Annotated in this window: 20 protein-coding genes, 1 tRNA gene and 1 other RNA gene; 7 read left to right on the top strand and 15 right to left on the bottom strand. The window is 71.9% G+C overall.

The features are described 5' to 3' along the window. Positions 1 to 16 precede the first annotated feature (16 nt). The 8 genes from ACK1X7_RS27070 to ffs form a co-directional block, all read right to left on the bottom strand. Positions 17 to 592, bottom strand: coding sequence for a SigE family RNA polymerase sigma factor (locus ACK1X7_RS27070; protein WP_385149022.1), 576 nt, complete (start codon positions 590 to 592; stop codon positions 17 to 19). 535 nt (positions 593 to 1,127) lie between these two features. After that, the gene (locus ACK1X7_RS27065; RefSeq protein ID WP_385149025.1) at positions 1,128 to 2,219 is read right to left on the bottom strand and encodes an aspartate-semialdehyde dehydrogenase; all 1,092 of its coding nucleotides are present in this window, start codon (positions 2,217 to 2,219) and stop codon (positions 1,128 to 1,130) included. Beyond that, the gene (locus ACK1X7_RS27060) at positions 2,216 to 3,496 is read right to left on the bottom strand and encodes an aspartate kinase (RefSeq protein WP_211124820.1); all 1,281 of its coding nucleotides are present in this window, start codon (positions 3,494 to 3,496) and stop codon (positions 2,216 to 2,218) included. The genes ACK1X7_RS27065 and ACK1X7_RS27060 overlap by 4 nt, the downstream gene beginning before the upstream one ends. A gap of 386 nt (positions 3,497 to 3,882) precedes the next feature. Beyond that, positions 3,883 to 4,548: a DUF5063 domain-containing protein gene (locus tag ACK1X7_RS27055; protein ID WP_137966455.1), complete on the bottom strand. Its 666-nt coding sequence runs from the start codon at positions 4,546 to 4,548 to the stop codon at positions 3,883 to 3,885. Next, positions 4,541 to 5,140: a recombination mediator RecR gene (gene recR, locus ACK1X7_RS27050; RefSeq protein WP_059148202.1), complete on the bottom strand. Its 600-nt coding sequence runs from the start codon at positions 5,138 to 5,140 to the stop codon at positions 4,541 to 4,543. The genes ACK1X7_RS27055 and recR overlap by 8 nt, the downstream gene beginning before the upstream one ends. 320 nt (positions 5,141 to 5,460) lie before the next feature. After that, entirely contained in the window at positions 5,461 to 5,796 is a 336-nt protein-coding gene (locus ACK1X7_RS27045; protein WP_014061795.1) for a YbaB/EbfC family nucleoid-associated protein, read from the bottom strand. Between the two features lie 129 nt (positions 5,797 to 5,925). Further along, positions 5,926 to 8,553, bottom strand: coding sequence for a DNA polymerase III subunit gamma and tau (locus ACK1X7_RS27040; protein ID WP_413115746.1), 2,628 nt, complete (start codon positions 8,551 to 8,553; stop codon positions 5,926 to 5,928). Between the two features lie 68 nt (positions 8,554 to 8,621). Continuing rightward, positions 8,622 to 8,716, bottom strand: an RNA gene (gene ffs, locus ACK1X7_RS27035) — signal recognition particle sRNA small type. A 74-nt stretch (positions 8,717 to 8,790) separates the two neighbouring features. Between ffs and ACK1X7_RS27030 the strand changes: the two genes are divergently transcribed. Further along, a tRNA-Ser gene (locus ACK1X7_RS27030) sits at positions 8,791 to 8,878 on the top strand. A 190-nt stretch (positions 8,879 to 9,068) separates the two neighbouring features. Here ACK1X7_RS27030 and ACK1X7_RS27025 read toward each other — a convergent pair. After that, entirely contained in the window at positions 9,069 to 9,635 is a 567-nt protein-coding gene (locus ACK1X7_RS27025) for a TetR/AcrR family transcriptional regulator (protein WP_385149033.1), read from the bottom strand. 144 nt (positions 9,636 to 9,779) lie between these two features. Between ACK1X7_RS27025 and ACK1X7_RS27020 the strand changes: the two genes are divergently transcribed. The 3 genes from ACK1X7_RS27020 to ACK1X7_RS27010 all read left to right on the top strand — a co-directional run bounded on the left by ACK1X7_RS27020 (position 9,780) and on the right by ACK1X7_RS27010 (position 12,252). Continuing rightward, on the top strand, positions 9,780 to 10,721 hold the full coding sequence (locus ACK1X7_RS27020; protein WP_385149036.1) for an NADP-dependent oxidoreductase: 942 nt from the start codon (positions 9,780 to 9,782) through the stop codon (positions 10,719 to 10,721). A gap of 199 nt (positions 10,722 to 10,920) precedes the next feature. Beyond that, positions 10,921 to 11,736, top strand: a complete 816-nt coding sequence (locus ACK1X7_RS27015; RefSeq protein ID WP_385149039.1) for a S1 family peptidase — start codon at positions 10,921 to 10,923, stop codon at positions 11,734 to 11,736. An 84-nt stretch (positions 11,737 to 11,820) separates the two neighbouring features. Then, positions 11,821 to 12,252, top strand: a complete 432-nt coding sequence (locus tag ACK1X7_RS27010) for a hypothetical protein (protein ID WP_385149042.1) — start codon at positions 11,821 to 11,823, stop codon at positions 12,250 to 12,252. A gap of 16 nt (positions 12,253 to 12,268) precedes the next feature. On the opposite strand, the gene ACK1X7_RS27005 is transcribed toward ACK1X7_RS27010, so the two are convergent. Next, positions 12,269 to 12,436: a hypothetical protein gene (locus ACK1X7_RS27005; protein ID WP_385149045.1), complete on the bottom strand. Its 168-nt coding sequence runs from the start codon at positions 12,434 to 12,436 to the stop codon at positions 12,269 to 12,271. 186 nt (positions 12,437 to 12,622) lie between these two features. On the opposite strand from ACK1X7_RS27005, the gene ACK1X7_RS27000 reads away from it, so the two are divergent. Both ACK1X7_RS27000 and ACK1X7_RS26995 read left to right on the top strand, forming a co-directional pair. Beyond that, positions 12,623 to 13,789 carry a sensor histidine kinase gene (locus tag ACK1X7_RS27000; RefSeq protein WP_385149048.1) on the top strand — a complete coding sequence of 389 codons (1,167 nt, stop codon included), beginning with the start codon at positions 12,623 to 12,625 and terminating at the stop codon, positions 13,787 to 13,789. Then, the gene (locus ACK1X7_RS26995) at positions 13,777 to 14,421 is read left to right on the top strand and encodes a response regulator transcription factor (RefSeq protein WP_216343617.1); all 645 of its coding nucleotides are present in this window, start codon (positions 13,777 to 13,779) and stop codon (positions 14,419 to 14,421) included. The genes ACK1X7_RS27000 and ACK1X7_RS26995 overlap by 13 nt, the downstream gene beginning before the upstream one ends. A gap of 142 nt (positions 14,422 to 14,563) precedes the next feature. Here the strand turns inward: ACK1X7_RS26995 and ACK1X7_RS26990 are convergent, their stop codons facing one another. Both ACK1X7_RS26990 and ACK1X7_RS26985 read right to left on the bottom strand, forming a co-directional pair. Beyond that, positions 14,564 to 17,086 carry an FtsX-like permease family protein gene (locus ACK1X7_RS26990; RefSeq protein ID WP_413115745.1) on the bottom strand — a complete coding sequence of 841 codons (2,523 nt, stop codon included), beginning with the start codon at positions 17,084 to 17,086 and terminating at the stop codon, positions 14,564 to 14,566. Further along, positions 17,083 to 17,859, bottom strand: coding sequence for an ABC transporter ATP-binding protein (locus ACK1X7_RS26985; RefSeq protein WP_385145158.1), 777 nt, complete (start codon positions 17,857 to 17,859; stop codon positions 17,083 to 17,085). Before ACK1X7_RS26985 ends, ACK1X7_RS26990 begins: the two co-directional genes overlap by 4 nt. A 283-nt stretch (positions 17,860 to 18,142) precedes the next feature. Here ACK1X7_RS26985 and gdhA point away from each other — a divergent pair, with 283 nt between their 5' ends. Then, complete coding sequence (gene gdhA / locus ACK1X7_RS26980; RefSeq protein WP_385145160.1) at positions 18,143 to 19,489, top strand: NADP-specific glutamate dehydrogenase; 1,347 nt, start codon at positions 18,143 to 18,145, stop codon at positions 19,487 to 19,489. 44 nt (positions 19,490 to 19,533) lie between these two features. Here the strand turns inward: gdhA and ACK1X7_RS26975 are convergent, their stop codons facing one another. The 3 genes from ACK1X7_RS26975 to ACK1X7_RS26965 form a co-directional block, all read right to left on the bottom strand. Continuing rightward, positions 19,534 to 20,658 carry a PP2C family protein-serine/threonine phosphatase gene (locus tag ACK1X7_RS26975; RefSeq protein ID WP_385145162.1) on the bottom strand — a complete coding sequence of 375 codons (1,125 nt, stop codon included), beginning with the start codon at positions 20,656 to 20,658 and terminating at the stop codon, positions 19,534 to 19,536. A gap of 102 nt (positions 20,659 to 20,760) precedes the next feature. Continuing rightward, positions 20,761 to 21,540: an IclR family transcriptional regulator gene (locus ACK1X7_RS26970; protein WP_385145164.1), complete on the bottom strand. Its 780-nt coding sequence runs from the start codon at positions 21,538 to 21,540 to the stop codon at positions 20,761 to 20,763. A gap of 62 nt (positions 21,541 to 21,602) precedes the next feature. Continuing rightward, positions 21,603 to 22,868 (bottom strand): NAD(P)/FAD-dependent oxidoreductase, encoded by a 1,266-nt coding sequence (locus ACK1X7_RS26965; protein ID WP_413115744.1) that lies wholly within the window; start codon positions 22,866 to 22,868, stop codon positions 21,603 to 21,605. Positions 22,869 to 22,941 lie beyond the last annotated feature (73 nt).

Below are 22,941 nucleotides of genomic sequence, written 5' to 3'. Positions count from 1 at the left end.
GTATGTGTGTTGTGGTTCATGCCGGAGCCTCCATGGCGACGCGGAGCGCCGCGATGCCACGCGAGCCGTACGCCTTGACCGAGCCGAGCGATATGCCCAGCGTCTCGGCCACCTGGGCCTCGGTCATATCGGCGAAGTAGCGCAGCACGAGAACCTCGCGCTGACGGCGCTGAAGTCCCTTCATCGCCTTGATCAGTTGATCGCGTTCAAGCTGTTCGTACGCCCCTTCCTCGGCACTTGCCATATCGGGCATCGGCTTGGAGAGCAGCTTCAGCCCGAGGATGCGCCGGCGCAGCGCGGAGCGGGAGAGATTGACGACCGTCTGCCGCAGATAGGCAAGGGTCTTCTCGGGATCCCGGACTCTCTTGCGCGCCGAGTGCACACGGATGAACGCTTCCTGCACGACGTCCTCGCAGGACGCGGTGTCGTCGAGAAGGAGCGCGGCGAGACCGAGCAGCGACCGGTAATGGGCGCGATAGGTCTCGGTGAGGTGATCGACTGTGGTGCCCGCTGCCATCGCGTCGTCAGTGTCCTCGCGCCCTGTTGTGATGTGCGCGGGGCGGGCCGTCGGCCATGGCGCGATCACCGGCATGCCACCTGGCGTACGCGGGGGGCGTACCGCCGCGCCGCCGCGCCCTGGAACTGTTGCGATGCCGAATACCTCTGCCACGCCTGTTGGACACGCCGCCCCCTGTCAGGGTTGTACGCGTGAGGCACCGCTTTTGACGATGCGTTCAATGCCCCCATGCGCATCAAATCTTCCCCAATGCCCCAGTTATCCCTGCGCCCACTAAGGGGCGGCTGGAAAGACGCTCCCCGCCCACTGCCGGTTGCAGCGGGCGGGGAGCGAATACGTCGATCAGATCAACGGCCCAGCTCAGCTCGTCCAGGCCAGTGACATGCACACAGGATATTCACATCCGCCGGTCAACGCACTGGTGAAACGTCACTTTAAGACGGGCGCTCACCTTAGGGCGACCCAAGCCTCTCACTTCACCACGGATCATCACCCGGCGGCGAGTCCTGCTTCGCGGCAAGTCCTGCTTCGCGTTGGTTCCTGCTTCGTAGCGGGTCCTGCCTGGCGGCCGGTCCTACTTGGTGGTTGCGTGACGGGCCCTGCGGCCCTCTCACCTCGTGGCGGCCCCGCCAGCCAGCTCCGCCGCGACGACCTCCGCGATCTGCGCGGTGTTCAGCGCCGCGCCCTTGCGCAGGTTGTCGCCGCAGACGAACAGCTCCAGCGCCCTCGGGTCGTCCAGCGACCGCCGCACCCGGCCCACCCAGGTGGGGTCGGTGCCCACGGCGTCGGCGGGGGTGGGGAATTCGCCCTCCGCCGGGTTGTCGCAGAGCACCACACCGGGGGCGCCCGCCAGGATCTCGTGCGCCGCCTCGACCGTCACCTCGTTCTCGAACCGCGCGTGCACGGCCAGCGAATGCGTGGTGATCACGGGCACCCGGACACAGGTCGCGGTGACCCTCAGCTCCGGCAGCCCCAGGATCTTGCGGGACTCGTCGCGCACCTTGAGCTCCTCGGAGGACCAGCCGTCCTCCTTGAGCGAACCGGCGAACGGCACCACATTGAGCGCCATCGGCGCCGGGAACGGCCCGGTGTCGCCCACCGCCCGCCGTACGTCCCCGGGGTGGGTGCCCAACTCCGTACCGGCGACCAGCGCGAGCTGCTCGCGCAGGGCGTCGATGCCTTCCTGGCCCGCCCCGGAGACCGCCTGGTACGAGGAGACGATCAGCTCGCTCAGCCCGAACTCGGCGTGCAGCGCGCCCATCGCCACGATCATCGACAGGGTGGTGCAGTTGGGGTTGGAGATGATGCCGCGCGGGCGGACCCGGACCGCGTGCGCGTTCAGCTCCGGCACCACCAGGGGGACATCGGGGTCCATCCGGAAGGCGCCGGAGTTGTCGACGGCCACCGCGCCCTTGCTCGCCGCGATGGGCGCCCACCGCGCCGAGATCTCGTCCGGCACGTCGAACATCGCGACGTCGACGCCCTCGAACGCCTCCTCGCTCAGCGCGATGACCTCGACCTGCTCACCCCGGACGGTCAGCTTCCGGCCGGCCGAGCGGGGCGAGGCGATCAGCCGGATCTCGCCCCAGATGTCGGCACGCTCCGAGAGGATCGAGAGCATGACGGTGCCGACGGCGCCCGTGGCACCGACGACCGCGAGGGTGGGCTTGTCGCCCCCGGCGGCACCGCCATGACCGATCATCGGCCAGTCCCTCCGTAAACCACAGCTTCGTCGCTGTCGCTGTCCAGGCCGAAGGCGCTGTGCACGGCCACCACCGCGTCCTTCACATCGTCGGCGCGGGTGACGACCGAGATGCGGATCTCGGAGGTCGAGATCAGCTCGATGTTGACCCCGGCGTTCGACAGCGCCTCGAAGAAGGTCGCGGTGACCCCCGGGTTGGTGCGCATTCCGGCACCGATCAGGGAGATCTTCGCGATCTGGTCGTCGTAGCGCAGCGAGTCGAAGCCGATCAGCGACTTCGCCTTGGTCAGCGCCTCCATCGCCCGGTGGCCGTCCGTCTTCGGCAGCGTGAAGGAGATGTCGGTCAGCCCGGTCGACGCGGCGGAGACGTTCTGCACCACCATGTCGATGTTGATCTCGGCGTCGGAGATGGTGCGGAAGATGGCCGCGGCCTCACCCGGCTTGTCCGGCACACCGACGACCGTGACCTTGGCCTCGGACGTGTCGTGCGCGACCCCGGAGATGATCGCCTGCTCCATGCCTTCTTCTCCTTCTCCCGCTTCCGGCCGGTTGCGTACCCAGGTGCCCTGGTGGCCGGAGAAAGACGACCGTACGTGAATGGGGATGTTGTACCGGCGCGCGTACTCCACGCAGCGCAGGTGCAACACCTTGGAACCGCTCGCGGCGAGCTCCAGCATGTCCTCGTACGGAATCTCGTTGATCTTGCGAGCCTTCTTCACCACGCGCGGGTCGGCGGTGAACACGCCGTCCACATCGGTGTAGATCTCGCACACCTCGGCATCCAGGGCCGCGGCCAGCGCGACCGCGGTGGTGTCCGAACCACCCCGGCCGAGGGTGGTGATGTCCTTGCTCTTCTGGGACACGCCCTGGAAGCCCGCGACGATCGCGACCGCGCCGAGCTCCAGCGCGTCACGGATACGGCCCGGCGTGACATCGATGATCCGTGCTTTGTTGTGAACCGCGTCGGTGATGACTCCCGCCTGGCTGCCGGTGAACGACAGCGCCTCGTGACCGAGGTTTTTGATCGCCATCGCCAGCAAGGCCATGGAGATCCGCTCTCCCGCGGTCAGCAGCATGTCGAACTCGCGCCCAGTAGGAATCGGGGATACCTGCTCGGCGAGATCGATCAGCTCGTCCGTCGTGTCGCCCATCGCGGAGACCACGACGACCACCTGGTGGCCGTTCTTCTTGGCTTCCACGATTCGCTTGGCGACCCGCTTGATGCCTTCGGCATCGGCAACGGAGGAGCCTCCGTACTTCTGCACGACAAGGCCCACGTGCGCTCCTCGCAGCTCTCAATAATGCGGTCGGCTCAGTTTAACGAGCGGCCGGAATTTACCCTCCCAATATCACATAGCGAGACGAATGCCTCACAAAGTGATCAAGGAGGGCAAGGAGACAGGGGGCATCACGCGACGCATACGTCCATGCGTCCGCGAGATTCCCCGCATCCCTCCCACCCGCTCAGCGACGAACCCTTCCCGCTCGCCGCCGAAGCACACGGGAACGTAACCCAGCTCACAGCCTCGGACGGGTCGCGGGTCGCCCCCGCGGGCCGTTGCGGATCTTCCGGTCGGCCGTCCCGGGCACGTCTCGGCGCGGCCCCGAGCGGCCATACCCGGCACGCCTCGGCGCGGCCCCGAGCGGCCGCCCCGGGCACCGGTCAGCGCGGTCCCGAGCGCAGGCCGAGCGGTCCCGCGATCTCCGCCGCCATGACCCGGCCGGCCTCCTCCGCGAGCTCCTCGTCACCGCCCGCGTTGCTGTCCGTGTCCAGGCCGTCCAGCTCGTCCAGCGGGCTGTCCAGCCGTACGTGCGCGACCAGCGACTGCAACGCGCGCAGGGCCGCCGAGGCGGTCGTCCCCCAGTTGGAGAGGTACGAGAACTGCCACCACCACAGCGCCTCGCTGATCCGGCCCTCGCGGTAGTGCGCCATCCCGTGCCGCAGATCGGTGATGATCCCGGCGAGATCGTCGGAGATCCGGCAGGCGACGGGCTGGCTGCGCGGCACGTACGGGTCGAAGACCTCCGAGTAGATGTCCACCGGCTCCAGCAGCACGGCGAAGCGCTCACGCAGCTCGTCGACATCCGGCTCCGGGCCGACGTCCGGTTCGTACCGCTCGTCCGGAACGAAGTCCTCGTGCGCGCCGAGCCGGCCGCCCGCGAGGAGCAACTGGGACAGCTCGAGGAGCAGAAACGGTACAGCGCTGTCCGGCTCGTCCCCCTTGGCGACTTCGGTGACCGCGACGATGAAGCTCTCGATCTGGTCGGAGATCTGGACCGCGAAGTCGTCCGGGTCCGGGTGGGCGTCGTGCAGCGTTGCGTCAGACATCGAGAAGTCTTCTCCCTTCGAAGGCACGACCCAGCGTGACCTCGTCGGCGTACTCCAGGTCTCCACCGACAGGGAGGCCGCTGGCCAGGCGAGTGACCTTCAAACCCATGGGCTTGATCATGCGCGCGAGGTACGTGGCGGTGGCTTCGCCCTCCAGATTCGGATCGGTGGCCAGAATCAGCTCCGTGACCGTCCCGTCCGCGAGCCGCCCCAGCAGTTCCCTGATCCGCAGATCGTCCGGGCCCACGCCCTCGATGGGGCTGATCGCCCCGCCGAGCACGTGATAGCGGCCCCGGAACTCACGCGTCCGCTCGATCGCGACGACGTCCTTCGGCTCCTCGACCACGCAGATGATCGCGGGGTCGCGGCGGGGGTCCTGGCAGACGCGGCACTGCTCGGCCTCGGCGACGTTCCCGCACACCGCGCAGAACCGCACCTTCTCCTTGACCTGGGTCAACGCATGCGCGAGGCGGCGGACGTCGGTGGGCTCGGACTGGAGGATGTGGAAGGCGATCCGCTGCGCGCTCTTGGGACCGACGCCGGGCAGCCTGCCCAACTCGTCGATGAGGTCCTGGACCACGCCCTCGTACACGCCTTCATCCAATCTCGCGCCGCCGCGCGGTGGCTGTACTGCATATGAATATTCGGTTGCGCCGCACCCTCACTGCCGGGGCCGCCGTGGTCCCGTGGCCGGGCCCCGGGAGCCGGGTGGGCCCCGGGGAGCCCGGGGAACCCTGGGGACCCGGTGGGGTTACGGAACCCTATGAGATTGGAGAGCCCGGGGACCCGAAAACCCAAGGAACCGAGAAACCGAGGATCCGGATTCCCGAGGCCCGGGGGGACCCGAGGGACCCGGGAGACCCGAGGGACCCGAGAGACCCGAGAGACCCGAGAGACCCGAGAGACCCAGGATCAGAACGGGAGCCCGGGCATACCGCCCAGCCCCTGGGCCAGCGGGCCGAGCTTCTGCTGCTGGAGCTCCTGCGCGGCGTTATTCGCGTCACGGACGGCCGCGACGACCAGATCCGCGAGGGTCTCCGTGTCCTCAGGATCCACGGCCTTGGGGTCGATGACCAGGCCCTGCAACTCACCGGAACCGGTCACGGTCGCCTTCACCAGGCCACCGCCCGCGGAACCCTCGACATGAGTCCGGGCCAGCTCCTCCTGGGCCGCGGCGAGGTCCTGCTGCATCTTCTGAGCCTGTTGCAGCAACTGCTGCATATTCGGCTGGCCACCACCGGGGATCACGGCTTCGCTCCTGGCGCTCGACAGTCGTTCTCTTCGATAGCCCGAGCCTACGTGCTCCCCGAGCGCCCTGCTCTACGCCGTACGGAGGAGACACGGCTACATCGGGCATGGGTGCGGGGCCCACGCCTCCTACTCGTTGACGATCTCTTCGATCACCGTGGCACCGAGCTCGCGAACGATCAGGTCGTGCCCGCTCAGCGCGGTGTCGTCCAGGTCCGGGTCGTCCTCGGCCGGCATGTCGTCCTCCAGCGCGACCCGCGGAGGCTCGGGCTCCCGGTACGCCGCCGCCTCGAGGGGCGGGCCCGTGTCCGCGGCTCCGGACGGCGCGGCGGGGGCGGCCGAGGGCGGGGAGGCGGGCGCGGGCCGGGGCGCGGGCTGCCGCGGCGCGGCGGACTGACCACCGCCGCCGGGGCCGCCGCCACCGGGGCCACTCCCACCGCCGAAGCCACCGGAGCCACCACCGCCGAAGCCGCCGCCGGTGGCGCCACCGCCACCGCCACCGCCTCCGCCGAAGCCGCCTGAACCGCCCGGACCGCCCGGACCGCCGAGGCTGCCCGGACCGCCCGGGCCGCCGCCCTGCTGTCCGGTGCCGCCCGAGGGATCGACGATCGCCTCGATCCGCCACTGCACGCCGATGGCGTCCTGGAGCGCCTGCCGCAGGATGTCCTCGCTGCCGCCGCCCACGAAGCTGTCGCGCGCGCCCGCGTTGGAAAAGCCGAGCTGGAGGGTGGTGCCGTCGAAACCGGACACCGTCGCGTTCTGGCTCAGCAGGATCCAGGTGAAGCGGCGGCGGTTCTTGACCGCCTCCAGGATGTCCGGCCACATCTGCCGCACCTGCACGGCGCCCTGCGCCATGCTCGGTGCGCCCTGCGCGGGTGCGGAGGGCGCGGCGGACGCGGGTGGCGAGGTCGGCCCGGACGACGTGGTCGGTGCGGAGGGCGCGGAGGGCGCCGCGGGCGTCTGCGCAGGTGGGCCGCCGCCCTGCCCCGGCGCGGTGGCCGTGGGCCAGCCACCGGGCTGCCGAGCGGGCGCCCCACCACCGGAGGCACCGCCACCACCGGACGCACCACCGACATCGGAAGCACCAGACGCCCCGGACGCACCAGACGGCCCGCCCGCACCGCCCGCACCCGACACACCAGACGCCCCGGAGCCAGGCGCCGAGGCGGTCGGCCAGGCTCCGGGCCGCGATCCGCCGCCCTCCACCGCAGGGGACTGGGCACCCGACGGCCAGGCTCCGGCCCGCTGCCCACCGCCGCCCTCCGCGGGCGCGGCCGGGGCACCGGCCTGCTGTCCTCTGTCTCCGCCGCCGCCAGGACCGCTGTCCGCGGCAGGCCGCGCACCCGCGGGCCACCCGCCGGGTGCCTCGGCACCGCCCGGCTCCCCGGGGGCCTGCCCCTGGCCGGCCCCTCCCCCGGCCATCGCCGCACGCGCGGCGGCCGGACCGGAGGGCCCGGCGGCGGGGGGCGCGGCCGGAGCATGAGCGTCGGGCCCCGGTACGTAACCCATGGCGGGCCCGGGCCCGGCCGCCCCAGCGAAGCCACCGCCGCCACCAGGACCAGGACCAGCACCGGCTCCGCCGCCCAGGCCGCCCGCGAGGGCCCCGCGCTCCAGCCGCTCCAGCCGCGACTGCACCGAGCGCTCGTCGTCGAAGGCGGCGGGCAGTAGCACCCGGGCGCAGATCAGCTCGAGCTGAAGCCGCGGCGAGGTGGCGCCGCGCATCTCCGTAAGGCCCTCGTTGACCAGGTCCGCCGCGCGGCTCAGCTCGGCGCCGCCGAAGACCGACGCCTGCGCCTGCATCCGCTCCACCACATCGGCCGGGGCGTCGATGAGCCCCTTCTCCGCGGCGTCCGGCACGGCGGCGAGGATCACCAGATCGCGCAGCCGCTCCAGCAGATCGGCGACGAAGCGCCGGGGATCGTTGCCCCCCTCGATCACGCGGTTGACGACCTCGAACGCCGCGGCTCCGTCGGTCGCCGCGAAGGCGTCCACGATCGAGTCGAGCAGCGAGCCGTCCGTATAACCGAGCAGCGAGGTGGCCATGGCATAGGTCACACCGTCGTCGGCCGCGCCCGCGAGGAGCTGGTCCATCACCGACATCGAATCCCGCACCGACCCGGCCCCGGCCCGCACCACCAGCGGCAGCACGCCGTCCTCGACCGGGATCGCCTCGCGCCCGCAGACCTCGCCCAGATACTCGCGGAGCGTCCCGGGCGGCACGAGCCGGAACGGATAGTGGTGCGTACGCGACCGGATCGTGCCGATGACCTTCTCCGGCTCGGTGGTCGCGAAGATGAACTTGAGATGCTCCGGGGGCTCCTCCACCACCTTCAGCAGGGCGTTGAACCCCGCCGAGGTGACCATATGGGCCTCATCGATGATGTAGATCTTGTAGCGGCTCGACGCGGGCCCGAAGAACGCCTTCTCCCGCAGCTCACGGGCGTCGTCCACACCACCGTGGGACGCGGCGTCGATCTCGATCACATCGATCGAGCCCGGTCCGTTCCGCGCGAGGTCCTGGCACGACTGGCATTCGCCGCACGGCGCCGGGGTGGGACCCTTCTCACAGTTCAGACAGCGGGCCAGGATGCGCGCACTGGTCGTCTTGCCACACCCGCGGGGACCGCTGAAGAGATACGCGTGATTGACCCGGTTGTTGCGCAGCGCCTGCTGCAACGGGCCGGTGACATGCTCCTGCCCGATGACCTCCGCGAAGGTCTCGGGGCGGTAGCGGCGGTACAGCGCGAGGGACGACACGCTTACGACGATATCGGGGACCACCGACAACCGGGCCACGCCCGCATCCCCACACCCCCCCGCAGACGCAAGGCGCCCCCCACGCACCCACCAGAGCCCACTTACCCTTGCTGCCTTCCGGCCCTGGGGGAGTTCGGTGAGATAGCGCCACGTGAGGGGCTGCGCCCCACCTTAGCGGATGGAACCCGGTGGGAACGAGTTCGCGAGCACGGCATCCGGTCTTGTATTGTTCTCGGCGGAGGATTCGCCTAGAGGCCTAGGGCGCACGCTTGGAAAGCGTGTTGGGGGCAACCCCTCACGAGTTCGAATCTCGTATCCTCCGCCAGTGCCTCACCGGGCACGATGTCGAAGGGCCCCACCGCTCGCGGTGGGGCCCTTCGACGTGTGTGGTCGCGGTTTTGGTTGCAGTTGCCGCTGGACGACAACTCCTTCTATGGGCAGTGACTTCTCAGCGCGCCCTTTCGGCTCATGAGTCCATGGACCCATGGGCCCGTCCAGGCTCGCCGATGGGTGGATCAGCTTGCGGCGGTCAAGGTCCGTAGTTGGGCCAGCGTCTCGTGGATGACGTCGCCCAAGGCGCGGTCCTCGGCGGCGTTGACCCATCGATCGAAGGCGACTCGGAACACGGCGACACCTGTCTCGGCGGCCAGACTGGCCTCGGCGTCGTCGACACCCCGCCGTCGCAACCCGTCGGCCACGGCGACCGACATGGATGTGAGCTTGATCAACTCGCGTTCGCGGAGACTGGCGTTGGCCATGATCACCGTCTGACGCATCCGTGCGAGGTCGCGGTTGTCGCCGATGACCTCGGCGGCGGCGTAGAGCGCCGCCGCGACGGCGTCCAGCGGCGGCGCTGTGGCCGGTGCCGCTTCCAGGGCGGCGAGCGACTTCTCCTCCAGTTCGGCCGACGCGTCGAAGAAGACCTCGCGCTTGTCGGCGAAGTGCCGGAAGAAGGTGCGGGCGGTGACGCCCGCCCGTTCGGCTATATCGGCCACCATGGTCTGCTCGAAGCCACGTTCCAGATAGAGGGCCAGCGCGGCCTCGCGCAGCCGACCACTCGCCCCAGGCTCCCACCGTCCCATGCCGCGAGTTTAGGCGATCCCGCCGCTTGGTGACGCTCCGTGCCGACGTGATCTCATTGCGACCCCCGAAGAGTGATGTCATTGAGTGACATCAGGGGTGGTACGGTGATGTCACTTGATGACATCACTCTCCGGAGGTCTCGAATGGCGACGCTGAAGCGCATCCAGTACCACCAGTACGGCGGGCCCGAGGTGATGCGGCTCGAGGGCTTCGAGCCCGCACGGCCCGGCGCCGGCGAGATCCTGGTCCGGGTACGGGCGGCGGCCGCCAACCCGATGGACTGGAAGATCCGCAACGGCGACATGAAGATCATGAGCGGCCGTGGCTTCCCGCGCGGGCTGGGTCACGACTTCGCAGGCGTCGTCGAGGCGGTCGGCGACGGCGTCACCCGGCTCGCCGTCGGCGACGCGGTGCTCGGCGGAGCCGGTATCAAGGCGGCGGGGGCGTTCGCCGAGATGGTCCTTGCCGAGGAGAAGGCGGTCGTGAAGAAGCCGACGGAACTCTCCTTCGAACAGGCCGCGGCGATCCCCACCGTCGGGCTCACCGCCTTGCAGGCCATCACCGGCAAAGGGAAGGTGCGGCCCGGCCAAGCGGTCTTCATCCACGGCTGCCTCGGCGGTGTCGGCCGGGCCGCCGCCCAGATCGCCATGGTGCGCGGCGCCACGGTGGGAGGCAGTTGCCGCGCGACCGCCGCACAGGAGGCGTACGACCTCGGCATCACCCCGGTCGTCGAGTTCGACTTCGACCCCGCGGCGCTCGGCGGACGGTTCGACCTCGTCCTCGACACCGCCGGCACGCTCCCGATCAAAGCGGCACGGACGTTGCTGAAGCCCGGCGGCCGCATCGTCGACATCACCCCCACTCCCGCGAAATTCGCGAGAAGCGCGCTGCCCGGGCCCTACCAGGTCATGATCGCCCAGCCCATCACGAGGGACCTCGAAGAGGTCGCGCGAGCCGCCGGGGAGGGAACACTGCGGCTGCCGATCGCTCGCACCGTACCGCTCACCGAAGCGATCGCGGCGCTCATGGAGCTCGAGCGCGACCGCACGCCCAAGGGCGGCAAACTCGTCATCGCCGTCGGCTGACCGGACCCCAGACCCTGCGGAGCGGCGATGACGCCCACGTCCAGTGCCGCTCCCGGGCGGCGGTGATGCCCAGCGAGATACCCCGTCCCAGGGACGGGGGGTTATCCCTACCGTGTTCGGGCTCGCTACCCGGATGGTCCGGTGGCTCGTGAACAAACAGGGTGGAAGCATCCGGATCTACGAGCGAAGGAAACCCTGGATGTTCAGCTTGAAGTCGGTTCGCCGCCGTGGGGCGCGCATCACCGCCGTCGGCGCTCTCACCGTCGCGTCGTGCGCCGCCCTGATGACCGGCAGCGCCGGAGCGATCGTCAACGGGACCGATCCCACGGAGCGCTACCCGTTCATGGCGACGATCCCGGAGTCGGCCCCGAAGCACGGGCTGTACGACGGCAACTGCGGGGCGTCGCTGATCGATCCGCAGTGGGTGCTGACGGCGGCCCACTGCGTACAGGGCGACGGCCTCGAGCTGGACGGCACCGTCCGGATCGGCAGCGAGGAGCGGAAGTCCGGGGGAACCGTCCGGGCGATCGAGCGGACCGTCATCCACCCCGGCTATGTGAACGGTGACGGGAAGGCCGCCAACAAGGACGACATCGCGCTGGTCCGTCTGGACCGCCCGGTCGCCGAGAAGCCCATCCGGATCGCGGAGCGGGCCGGGCGGCCCGGCACCCCGACCCGGATCCTGGGATTCGGCACCACCGTCGACACCGAGCTGAAGTTCGCGGAGCGGTTGCGGGAGCTCGAGACGCGCAGGGGTGCCGACGCCGAATGCGCCCCCGGCTACGCGGACCGGACCCGGCTGTGCACGATCAGCCGCGTGCCCCAGGCCATGGCGTGCTTCGGGGACTCCGGTGGGCCGCAACTCCAGAAGGGCAGGCACGGGCGGTGGGAGCTCATCGGAGCCACCTCGGGTCCCGGCGCCCCGGGGGTCGCGTGCTCGGCCGGGCCGGGCCTCTACACCAATGTGCCCGCCTACGCGGGCTGGATCCGGGAGACCCTCGAGCGCAGGGCCTGATGGGGCGTACTGCCCGAAAACCACTTGGCCGAACGCCCTTCGTGGGCGGTACGTTGACCGCCATGACCAGCAACCGAAAGGGCCATGCCGCGTAGGCGCCCATCAGCCCTGCGGGGCGACATTCCGGTCCGTGTCCTGAGGCGTCGGCGGTATCCGCCGATCGACCGTCTCTCGGGTTGCTGCGCCGCCGATCTGCGTCGGCTCGAACGCACCCGCTTCTGGCCCGAGGCGATCGAGGAAGCCTTCTGGCACTGGAGGACCCTGGCCCAGGGCCCTCTGAGATGTCTGGTGGATGCGTTCTCGGGGCCTCGATGCGGCATCCACGAGTGTGGCTGCGATCCGGGGTACTTCCGCGACCTCCTCGAGACGGTGCTCCACGCCCTGCCCAAGAAGAGCGCGCGCGAGCTGCGTGTGCTCGTCCTGGCCCTCGACGCCACGATCGCGGCGAGGGCCAGGATCATTCCCGTGGACGCCCCGGACAGCCCGTGGTGGCGGGCCTTGTCCGAGATGACGTAGCGGCCGGCGCAAGGGCTCAGGCGGCGCGGCGGTCGCGGGTCAGGTAGAGGCCCGTGGCGGTGCCGATGGCGGTGAGGCCGGTGACGACGCTGATGACGGTCTGCTCGGTGCCGGTGAAGGCGAAGCTGGAGGCGACGTTGACGATGGCGGCGATGGCGAGGACCAGCCAGAGCAGGGACTTCATTGGGGGGTTCCTTTCGCGGGGCCCTTCGTGGGCCGTGGTGTCGGCCGGTGTCGCGGCCGTTCCTTGTCCGAGCTCTACGATCCCGGTTCCGCGCCGCCGCCTCGATGGGCCGCGCCCCCGATTCCAGGGTGTAACGCGCTACACCCCCGCTGCCGTGAACCCGCCCCGTCACTTAGCCTGACCGCCATGCGGGAGACGGTGTGGCGCGCGGGGCGGGCCTCGGTGGAGTTGCTGCGGGGGGCGGGGATCGCCCTGGCCTCGTATCTGTTCATCGGGGTGGCGGTCTTCGCCGCCGTCGCGATGCTCACCGTCGTGGGCGCGGGGGTGCTGCCCGAGTCCGTCCTGCTGGTGCGCAAGACGGCCGGGTACAAGCGGCGGTGGGTGGGCGCCTGGACCGGTGAGCCGGTGCCCGAGGTGTACCAGCCGCTGAACGGGGAGGCGTTCGCGCGGGTGCGGACGGCGGTCGGGGATCCGGCCACGTACCGCGATCTGCGCTGGCTCGGGGCGCACGCGGTATACGGCTGGCTGCTGGCCTGCTGCGCGATGCCGGTGTGGGTCATCGGGCTGATGGCCGACGGGGTGTGGTGCGGGCTGCTGAAGCAGCGGGCCGTGGTGCTGCCGCTGATCGAGCGGCTCGTCGACCTCGACGCGGCGTGGTCGCGGGCGCTGCTGCTGCCGTCGCCGGAGGCGCTGCGCACCGCCCGGCTGGCCGAGCGGGTGGAGGAGCTGTCCGAGACCCGGGCGGGCGCCGTCGCCGCGCACGGGGCCGAACTGCGGCGCATCGAGCGGGACTTGCACGACGGTACGCAGGCGCGTCTGGTGGCACTCTCGATGCGGGTGGGGCTGGCGCGGCGCGCGTACGACAAGGACCCCGACGCGGCGCACAAGCTGCTGGAGGACGCGCAGGACCAGGCCGAGGAGGCCCTCACCGAGCTGCGCCATGTCGTCCGCGGCATCCATCCGCCGATCCTCACCGACCGCGGACTCGTGGGCGCCGTAAGGGCGCTCGCGGCCGGCAGCGGGCTCCAGGTGTCCGTGGACGACGACGGGGTGGAGGACGGGCCCCGCGCCCCGGCGGCGGTCGAGGCGGCCGCGTACTTCGTGATCGCGGAGGCGCTGACCAACGCGGCCAAGCACAGCGGGGCCGAGCGGGCGTCGGTCGAGCTTGTGCGGAGGAAGGATAGGTTGAGGGTCGCGGTACGGGACGAGGGGCGGGGCGGGGCCGATCCCGCGGGCGGCAGTGGGCTGCTGGGCATGCGGCGCCGGGTCGCGGCGCTGGACGGGACCGTGGAGATGACCAGCCCCGCCGGGGGGCCGACGCTGATCGAAGTGGAGCTGCCGTGCGTGTGGTGATCGCCGAGGACAACGCTCTGCTGCGGGAGGGCATGGTCCTGCTGCTGAACTCCGCCGGGCATGAGGTGGTGGCGGTCGCCTCCAGCGGCCCCGAGGTGCTGCCCGCCCTCCTCGAACACCGTCCGGACGCGGCCGTACTCGACGTCCGCATGCCGCCGGGCTTCCGCGACGAGGGGCTGCGCGCGGCGCTCGCGGCGCGGCGGGAGATCCCCGGGCTGCCGGTACTGGTGCTCTCGCAGTACGTCGAGGAGACCTACGCGACCGAGTTGCTGGCCGATGGCGCGGGCGGGCTCGGCTATCTGCTGAAGGACCGGGTGGGGCGGGTCGAGGAGTTCCTGGACGCGCTGGAGCGGGTGGTCGCGGGCGGTACGGCGCTCGATCCCGAGGTGGTCAAGGAGCTGATGACGCGGCGCCGTGACGATCCGGTGGACGCTTTGACGCCGCGCGAGCGTGAGGTGCTGCATCTGATGGCGGAGGGGCGGGACAACGCCACGATCGCGCGGACGCTGGTGGTCTCGGAGCGTGCGGTCAGCAAGCACATCGGCAATGTCTTCGCGAAGCTGGGGCTGCCGCCTAGTGACAGTGGGCATCGGCGGGTGCTGGCGGTGCTGGCGTATCTCAACAAGGGGTAGGGAGAGGGGGCTCCGCCCCCTACCCCCGCCGGGGCTCCGCCCCGGACCCCGCTCCTCAATCGCCGGAGGGGCTGGAAGACCCTGCCGGAGAGGCTGATAGACCCCGCCCGAGGGGCTGATAGACCCCGCCGGAGGGGCTGGATCACCGCGGGTACCGCCCCCGCAGCGTCGTCCACACCGGGGGCAGCGACCCGGCCGCCGCTGTCACCACCACCACCGAGACGATCAGCGCGGCCTGCACCGGCGGCAGGTACGGCAGTGTGCCCGCCATGGCCGTGCTGAAGGCCAGCAGCGGTACGGACGCCACGGCCGCCCCCACCACCAGCCCGGTCACCACCGTGGCCGCGGCCTCCAGGCGGAGCATGCGGCGCAGTTGGCGGCGGCCCCCGCCCGCCAGGCGTAGGAGCCGTAGCTCGGGGCGGCGGCCGGTGGCGATGAGGGCGAGGGTGCTCAGGACGGCGATCACCGTGAAGCCGCCGACGGCACCGACGACCGCCACCGAGACCACCTCGGCCAGCGCCTGCTCCGCCGCCTCGCCCCGTACCGGCGCGGGGTCCCGCTCCACGCGGGCCCCGGGCACCGTACGCGTGAGCGCCTTCGTGACGGCCTTACGGTCGGCATCGGGCCCGGTCGCGACCAGGACCCGGCCCGCGTCGGGCAGGGATGTGTGGCGCAGCAGATCCTCGCGGGAGAGGAGGAAGTCCCCGAGCGCGAGCGAGCGTTGGTAGGTCGCCACGACCCGCAGCCGGGTCTCCTGACCGTCGCCGAACCGCAGGGTCACCGTGGAGCCGGGCCGTGCGCCCAGGGAGTCCGCCCGGTCGGCGCCGACGGCGACCGTGCCGGGCCGCAGCCGGGCGAGGTCCCCGTCCCGCAGGCCCGGATCGAGGGTGTGGGTCAGCCGCTCCGGGGTGACGCCGAAGACCGGCAGCCGCTCCAGTTCGGGCGCGCCCAACTGGCTCTGTGCGAGGAGCACCGTGCCGGGGACGACCTCCGTCGCCGCCCGTACCCCCGGGACCGCGCGGATCCGCTCCACCGCACCGGCCGGGAGGCCGCCGTCCGCGCACACCGCGAGATCGGCGCGCAGCACCTGGCGGGCCTGGGCGTCCCCGGCGTGGGTCATGGTCGCGCCCCCGGCGAGCTGGACCCCGGCGAAGGCGGTGACCAGCACGATCGGGGTGATCGCCGCGCCCAGCCGGTGGGCGGAGGCGGCGCAGTTGGCGGCGGCGAGACGGCCGCCGGGGCCGAACAGCCGCAGCGGAGCGCCGAGCAGCCGCATCGCCCCCTCGGCGATCCATGGTCCGAGCACGGCGCAGGCGATCACCATCGTCACCGCCGCCGCACCGGCCGCGGCCGCCGCGGTGGCGCCCTGCTGGAGGGCGGCCGTTCCGGCCGAACTCGCGCCCACGAACAGCAGCACCAGCCCCGTGATGCGGCGCGCACTGCCGGGTGCCCGTTCGCGCAGCGCCTCCGCCGGGCGCAGCTTGGCGGTCCCGGAGCAGCCGATGAGTGCCGCGATCCCGGCCACCAGGACGGTGACGGCGGCGGTGACCAGGGGTACGGGCCACAGCAGCGGGGGAAGCGTCAGCTCGAGTCCGGTGGGCAGCGCGCCCCGGGCGTCCAGCAGCGCGCGCAGCCCCAGGTACGCGGGGACCGCCCCGGCCGCGCCCGTCAGCGCCGCCCAGGCCGCGACCCGCCCCACCTCCCGGCCCACGGCACCGCGCAACTGTCCCGGTGTGGCGCCGACCGCCCGCAACAGGCCCAGTTCATGGGAGCGTTGCCGCAGCGCCTGGACGATGGTCGACGAGACCACGAGCAGCGCCACCAGGACGACGGCACCGGCCACCGAGCCGAGCGCCGTCAGCAACTCGCCGCGGGCGGGCGCGGCGGCCAGGAACTCGGCCTCGCCCCGCTCGCCCCCGGTCAGGACGCGCACGGCGGCCGGGTCACCCTCGGCGCGGTGCCCGACATCGGTGACACCGGCCGCCGCCAGGGCCTTCCGCACCCGCCCGGCCAGCTCCCCCGGGTCCGTGCCGGGTGCGCCGACGACCCCGACGGCGTCCAGCGCCTCCGGGTGGCCGGCCAGGCGGCGGGCCTCGGCGCCGGTGAACCAGACCGTGGTGCCGGGCCCTTCGGCGACGCCCACGACGGTGTACGCCGTGTCGTGGCCGCCCACCCGCAGCGTCAGCCGCGCCCCGACGCGGCCCGTGCCGCCGCCCGTCACGACCTCGCCCGCGCGCTGCGGGGCGCGCCCCGTCCGTAGCGCGTAGGGCGCCAACTGGGCGGCCTCCCAGGGCCGTCCGGTGGCGGACCGGCCCGCGCGGCCCACCGGGAATTCCACGTCGGCGACGGCCGTCCGCACCCCGGGCAACGCGCGCACCGCGGTCAGCGCCGTACGGGGGATCCGGACCCGCTCGGTGAGCCCGGCGCTCACGGTCTCGCGGTCGCCCAGCGACGCCGCGCTGAAGCGGGTGGTCTGGTCGCCGGCCACGACGAGGTCGGCCCCGGCGTACCGCTCCACCCGTGGATGTGCGCTCCAGGCCGAGGCGAGGGTCAGCCCGAAGGCGCCGAGCAGCAGTGAGGTGAGGGTGAGCGCGGCGAAGACGGCGGTCCACGCCTTACGGTGGGCACGGGTGGCGCGTGCGGCCAGCAGGGCGGCGACCTTCATGCCGTCCGCCCTCCCAGCTCCTTGAGGACGCGGCGGATGTCGGCCGCCTCCGGCCGCTCCTGCCGCCAGGCCAGCTTCCCCCGCATCAGGAAGAGCGCCTCGTCGGCCCAGGCGGCGGCGAACGGGTCATGGGTGACCATGACGACCGTATGGCCGTCATGGTCGACGGCCCGCCGCAGCAGCGTCAGCACCTCCTCCGCTGCGGCGGGGTCCAGCGCCCCGGTCGGCTCGTCGGCGAAGACGATGTCGGGCGTGGTGACCAGCGCGCGGGCGATGGCCACCCGCTGGCACTGCCCGCCGGACAGCTCCGACGGCAGGGCGCCGCCCCGGTCTCCCAGCCCGACCGCCGCGAGGGCCCGCAGATGCCGGTCACCGGGGCTCTCGCCGCCGAGCATCAGCGGCAGGGCGACGTTCTCCGCGACGCTCAGCGACGGCACCAGATGGTGCGCCTGGAAGACGAAGCCGATCCGCTCCCGCCGCAGCCGGGTCAGCGCCGCCTCGTTCAGCGAGGACAGTCGGGTGCCGCCGATGCGCACCGTGCCGGCGGTCGGCCGGTCGAGCCCGGCGGCGCACTGGAGCAAGGTCGACTTCCCGCACCCCGAGGGGCCCATCACCGCGAGGAACCGTCCGCGCGGCACCGTCAGATGGATGGGGTGCAGCGCCACGACCCCCGGCCGGTACTCCCGGGTGACCCCGTCCAGGGTCAGCGCGTGGTGCCAGGTCCCCGTCTGCTCCGCGGTGGCCGTCGTACGGCCGCGCCACTGCCTCTTCATCCGTCCGCCCCTCCGTCGACTCCGGGCGGATCGAGCCGTTCCGCCGGTCACCGAGAACGCTAGGAACGGGCGCGGGCGCGCGGGAGAGAGCACAGTCCCGTACCCGCAGGTGGTACGGCCCCCGCCCCGGGGTGGAGCAGGCTCCACCATCGCCTGATCTTCCCGGTCCGCGAGCGACTCCCTGGGCGCGCCGCCGTGGTGAACCCCGCCGGGGACAAGATCCTGGACATCCCCACAGGACCGGCATTTGAGACAGAAGACAACAGAGAGGCATCAGCCACCCATGGATGTCAGCGCCCGCATCGAGGCCGTCTACGCGCAGATCGTGCACCGCAACCCCGGGGAGTCCGAGTTCCACCAGGCGGCGCGCGAGGTGCTGCCGACCCTCGCCCCCGTGCTCGGCGCGCACCCGGAGTATCTGGACGCCCGGATCGTGGAGCGGCTGTGCGAACCGGAGCGGCAGCTCGTCTTCCGGGTGCCCTGGGTGGACGACGACGGCGAGGTGCAGGTCAACCGAGGCTTCCGGGTGGAGTTCAACAGCGCCCTGGGCCCCTACAAGGGCGGCCTGCGCTTCCACCCCAGCGTCAATCTGGGCATCGTGAAGTTCCTCGGCTTCGAGCAGATCTTCAAGAACGCGCTGACCGGCCTGGCCATCGGCGGCGGCAAGGGCGGTGCGGACTTCGACCCCAAGGGGCGCTCGGACGGCGAGGTGATGCGGTTCTGCCAGTCCTTCATGACCGAGCTGTACCGCCACCTCGGCGAGCACACCGATGTGCCCGCCGGGGACATCGGGGTGGGCGCCCGGGAGATCGGCTACCTCTTCGGCCAGTACAAGCGGATCGCCAACCGCTTCGAGGCCGGTGTGCTGACCGGTAAGCCGGTCGGCTGGGGCGGTTCACCCGCGCGTACCGAGGCCACCGGGTACGGCACCGTCCACTTCGCCCAGGAGATGCTGCGCACCCGTAAGAAGGATCTCGACGGCCTTACGGTCGTCATCTCCGGATCCGGCAATGTGGCCCTCTACGCCATCGAGAAGGTCCACGCACTCGGCGGGCGGGTGGTGGCCGCCTCCGACTCCTGTGGCCATGTGGTCGACCCGGACGGGATCGACCTCGCCCTGCTCAAGGAGATCAAGGAGGTCCGCCGGGAGCGGATCGCCGCCTATGCCGCCGCCAAGCCGGGCGCCGTCTTCTCCGGCCGGGGTTCGGTCTTCGAGGTGCCCTGCGAGGTCGCGCTGCCCTGCGCGACCCAGAACGAGCTGACCGAGCAGAGCGCGATCGCCCTGGTCAAGAACGGTGTACTGGCCGTGGCCGAGGGCGCCAACATGCCCTGCACCCCGGCGGCGATCGAGATCTTCCGGGAGGCCGATGTGCTCTTCGGCCCCGGTAAGGCGGCCAACGCGGGCGGCGTGGCCACCTCCGCCCTGGAGATGCAGCAGAACGCCTCCCGCGAGCGGTGGACCTTCGCCCAGACCGAGGCCCGCCTCGCGGCCGTCATGACCGAGGTCCACACCCTGTGCCGCACCACCGCCGACCGCTACGACTGCTCGCCCGACGACTACGCACTGGGCGCGAACGCCGCCGGATTCGTGCGGGTGGCGGAGGCGATGGCCGCCCAGGGCGTCGTCTGAGCGGGTCGCGCCAGAGGGCACAGCTCACACCGACGGCATACGGCTCACGCCGACGACGCCGACGGCAAGTCTGCCGCCGCGCGCACCGCGCCCAGCACCGGCTTGCGGAGCAGCAGCAGCGCCGCGTCGTCGTGGAGCCGCCCGCCCACATGGGTCAGCAGTTCGTCGTGGAGCGAGGCGAGGGTGCGGGACGGCTCGTCGCAGACGTGCCGCGGCACCCGCTCCAGCAGCGGGAAGTACTCCCGGCCGCGGTCCCGCGCCTCGATGACCCCGTCGGTGTAGAGCAGGAGCTGGTCCCCGCCGGCGAACGGCACGACCTGGAGGCTCGGCAGATCGCCGCCCAGGGAGGCCAGCCCGAGCGGCGGGGCCGGGCGGGTGGGCTCGACGGCGATGACGCCGGACTCGCCGACCAGCAGTGGCGGGGCGTGTCCGCAGTTGACCAGCTCCATCCGGCCGTCGCTGGGGTATCCGGCGACCACGGCGGTGACGAAGTCGTCGGGCGCCAGGTTGCGGGACAGGCTGCGCTCGATCCGGGCGACGACGTCGAGCAGATCGGGCTCGTCGTAGGCGGCCTCGCGGAAGACGCCGAGCACCAACGCGGCGGTGCTCACCGCGGGCAGCCCCTTGCCGCGCACATCGCCGACGATCAGCCGGACCCCGTACGGGGTGGGCAGCAGGGCGTAAAGATCGCCGCCCACCCGTGCCTCGGCGGCAGCGGCGCTGTACCGGACGGCCACCTGGAACTGGCCGACCCGGGCGGGCACCGGCTTCAGCAGGGCGTTCTGGGCGGCCTCGGCGACCGAGCGGACGGCGGCGAGAACCCGCTCCCGGCGTATGCGCAGGGCGCTGGCCCCGCAGCTCGCCAGGGATACGGCGGCGGGTGTGGCCAGCAGGATCGCCTGGGTGCGCAGCGGCTCCGCGCCCTGGATGCCCAGGAACGCGCCCACCGCCACGGCGAGCAACCCGATGCGTATCACCCCGTACGGTCCGGATTGGGCGGCGGCCAGCGCTGGACCGACGGCGAGGAGGGGGAGCCAGGCCAGCCCCTCCGAGGTGATGAGGGCCAGCAGGGCCACCGCACAGACGATGAGTACGGGGACCGCAGGGGCGAAATGCCGACGGCCGACCAGTTGATCAGGGTCGGACGGGCGGAGTCGGGCCGGAAACATGACCTGCTTCGCTGCTCTCTTCCACTGGAGACAAGTGATACCGGAGATGTCCGATACATCCAGAGAAACAGCGATTCCATAGGTTCGGCAAGTGCCGCGTTTTCAGATAGTGAGCGAGAGGTGCCTGCTCACCCGGTTCGCCGTCGGGACCAGGTGGGTCCGGAACAGCTCACGGTGCGGATCCATCCTCGCCAGCCGGGCCAGCCGGTCCGCCGGCAGCGAGATCCCGAGCGAGCCGAGCCGGTCCCCGCAGCGGATGGGCACCGCGAAGCAGACCGTGCCCAGGGCGTACTCCTCCAGGTCCGCGACCAGCGGGCTGCCGGTCGGGGAGTCCAGCCGGCGCAGCAGATCGTCGGAGCGGGTGACGGTGCGCGGGGTGAGATCGACGAGCGGATGGCGGGACAGATAGTCATAGCGGGCGTCGTCGTCCAGCTCGCGCAGTACGCATTTGCCCAGCGCGGTGGCGTGCCCGGCGTCCTCGCACCCCACCCAGAGATCGACCCGGGGCGTCTGCGGGCCGTCGACGATGTCCACGATCCGGATCTCGCCCTCGTCGTAGAAGGTGAGGTAGGCGGCGGCGGAGAGCTCGTCGCGCAGCGCGGTCAGGGTGGGCCGGACCCGGGCGAGCAGCGCCTGCTCCCGGCTTCCGGACTCGAGGGTGCGCAGCTTGTCGCCGATCACGAAACCGCCGTCGTCCAGCCGGTGCACATAGCCGTCGTGGACCAGCGTCCGCAGCAGGTGGTACGTGGTCGCCAGCGGCAGCCCCGTCTCGCGTGCGAGCCGCTTGGCCGGCGCACCGCCCTCATGCGCGCCCACCGCCTCCATCAGCCGGAAGGCCCGCTGTACGGATGTGATCAACGTAGGCGCCGCTTGAACACCCATACATCCAGCTTGCTCCCGTTATGACCGGATGAGCAAAATCTATGAGATCGGCGGGCCGCGGATCAGCGCAGCGGATGCAGCGGGGCCAGTTCGGCCGGGGAGGTGCCGGTCGCGATCGCGTCGGCAAGCAGCCGCCCGCTGAGCGGGCCGAGGGCCACGCCCCACATGCCGTGGCCGCCGTTGACGTAGACGCGCGCCGAGGCGGTCGGGCCGATCAGCGGCAGTCCGTCGGGGGTGCAGGGGCGGGCGCCGACCCAGGTGTCCGTACGGGCGTCCCAGTCGATGCCGGGCAGCAGCGGACGGGCCGCCGCGGTGATCGCCTGGATCCGGCGCGGGTCCAGCGGCCGTTCCACCGGCGCCAGTTCCATCATCCCGGCGACCCGCACCCGGCCCTCGCCCAGCGGGGTGCAGACGACTTTCTGGGCGGCCAGATACGTGGGGCGGGTGGGGGCGCCCTCGGCCGGCACACTGAAGCTGTAGCCGCGTCCCGCCTGGACCGGCACCCGGACCCCGAACGGCCGGACCAGCCCGTCCAGCCAGGCGCCGGTGGCCACGACGGCGACATCCGCGCGGAGTTGGCCCCGGGAGGTGGTGACGGCCACGCTCCGCCCCAGGTCCCGGATTCCGGACACCTCCGTCCGATCCAGGATCTCGCCGCCGCGCTCGCGCACCGCGTCGGCCAGCGCGCGGACGAAGTTCCCCGGGTTCAGATAGCGCTGGCCGTGGAGTTCGACGGCCGCGCCGATGCCGTCGCCGAGCGTCGGCTCCAGCTCGCGGGCCCGGTCCCCGTCGATCTGCTGGTACGCGATCGAGAAACCGGCCGCGCGGGCCTGCTCCAGCTCCTCGACCAGCGCGGTGCGCTCGGCCGCGGTGCGGAAGGCGAGCAGACAGGGTTCGGCGGGCCGGGTCGGCTCGGCGACGCCGTCCGCCGCGAGGGCGTCGTACGCGTCCAGCGCATGGCGGCTCAGCGTGGCGAAGGTGGCGGCCAGGACCCGCCAGCGGCGCGGGGTGCAGTTCCGGGTGAAGGAGAGCAGAAAGCGGGCGAGCCGGGGATCGGGCCGGGGCGGTATGTAGACGGGCGACGCGGGGGAGACGAGGCCGCGCAGCCCGTAGCGGAGGGCGGCCGGTTCGGGCAGCGGCAGCGTCAGGGCCGGGGACAGCCAGCCGGCGTTCCCCCAGGACGCCCCGGCCGCGGGGTGACGCCGCTCCACGACGGTGACCTCGACGCCGTGGTTCCGCAGCGACCAGGCGGTGGCGAGGCCGACCATGCCCGCGCCGATGACGAGGGCGCTGCGGGGTGGGCGGGACGGGCCGGTGGCAGAGGGCACGAATGTGCTCCTTCCCATGAGTGGACCGGGTGGAACGCCATCGTCGGCGGTAGCGGCCGGGCGCCGCACCGTC

Source organism: Streptomyces sp. CY-1, assembly GCF_047218265.1.
GTDB classification, from domain to species: domain Bacteria; phylum Actinomycetota; class Actinomycetes; order Streptomycetales; family Streptomycetaceae; genus Streptomyces; species Streptomyces niphimycinicus.
Note: the sequence above shows the minus strand (reverse complement) of the source record. Positions and strands in the feature narration are given on the sequence as shown.

What these genes read in the sequence shown, in the direction of transcription:
- ACK1X7_RS27070 (WP_385149022.1), bottom strand. Translation starts at nt 592, where the DNA reads ATGCCGGTGATCGCGCCATGGCCGACGGCCCGCCCCGCGCACATCACA.
- ACK1X7_RS26975 (WP_385145162.1), bottom strand. Translation starts at nt 20,658, where the DNA reads ATGTTTCCGGCCCGACTCCGCCCGTCCGACCCTGATCAACTGGTCGGC.
- ACK1X7_RS26985 (WP_385145158.1), bottom strand. Translation starts at nt 17,859, where the DNA reads ATGAAGAGGCAGTGGCGCGGCCGTACGACGGCCACCGCGGAGCAGACG.
- ACK1X7_RS27005 (WP_385149045.1), bottom strand. Translation starts at nt 12,436, where the DNA reads ATGAAGTCCCTGCTCTGGCTGGTCCTCGCCATCGCCGCCATCGTCAAC.
- gdhA (WP_385145160.1), top strand. Translation starts at nt 18,143, where the DNA reads ATGGATGTCAGCGCCCGCATCGAGGCCGTCTACGCGCAGATCGTGCAC.
- ACK1X7_RS27065 (WP_385149025.1), bottom strand. Translation starts at nt 2,219, where the DNA reads ATGATCGGTCATGGCGGTGCCGCCGGGGGCGACAAGCCCACCCTCGCG.
- ACK1X7_RS26990 (WP_413115745.1), bottom strand. Translation starts at nt 17,086, where the DNA reads ATGAAGGTCGCCGCCCTGCTGGCCGCACGCGCCACCCGTGCCCACCGT.
- ACK1X7_RS26970 (WP_385145164.1), bottom strand. Translation starts at nt 21,540, where the DNA reads ATGGGTGTTCAAGCGGCGCCTACGTTGATCACATCCGTACAGCGGGCC.
- ACK1X7_RS27055 (WP_137966455.1), bottom strand. Translation starts at nt 4,548, where the DNA reads ATGTCTGACGCAACGCTGCACGACGCCCACCCGGACCCGGACGACTTC.
- ACK1X7_RS27025 (WP_385149033.1), bottom strand. Translation starts at nt 9,635, where the DNA reads ATGGGACGGTGGGAGCCTGGGGCGAGTGGTCGGCTGCGCGAGGCCGCG.
- ACK1X7_RS27000 (WP_385149048.1), top strand. Translation starts at nt 12,623, where the DNA reads ATGCGGGAGACGGTGTGGCGCGCGGGGCGGGCCTCGGTGGAGTTGCTG.
- ACK1X7_RS27020 (WP_385149036.1), top strand. Translation starts at nt 9,780, where the DNA reads ATGGCGACGCTGAAGCGCATCCAGTACCACCAGTACGGCGGGCCCGAG.
- ACK1X7_RS27010 (WP_385149042.1), top strand. Translation starts at nt 11,821, where the DNA reads ATGCCGCGTAGGCGCCCATCAGCCCTGCGGGGCGACATTCCGGTCCGT.
- ACK1X7_RS27015 (WP_385149039.1), top strand. Translation starts at nt 10,921, where the DNA reads ATGTTCAGCTTGAAGTCGGTTCGCCGCCGTGGGGCGCGCATCACCGCC.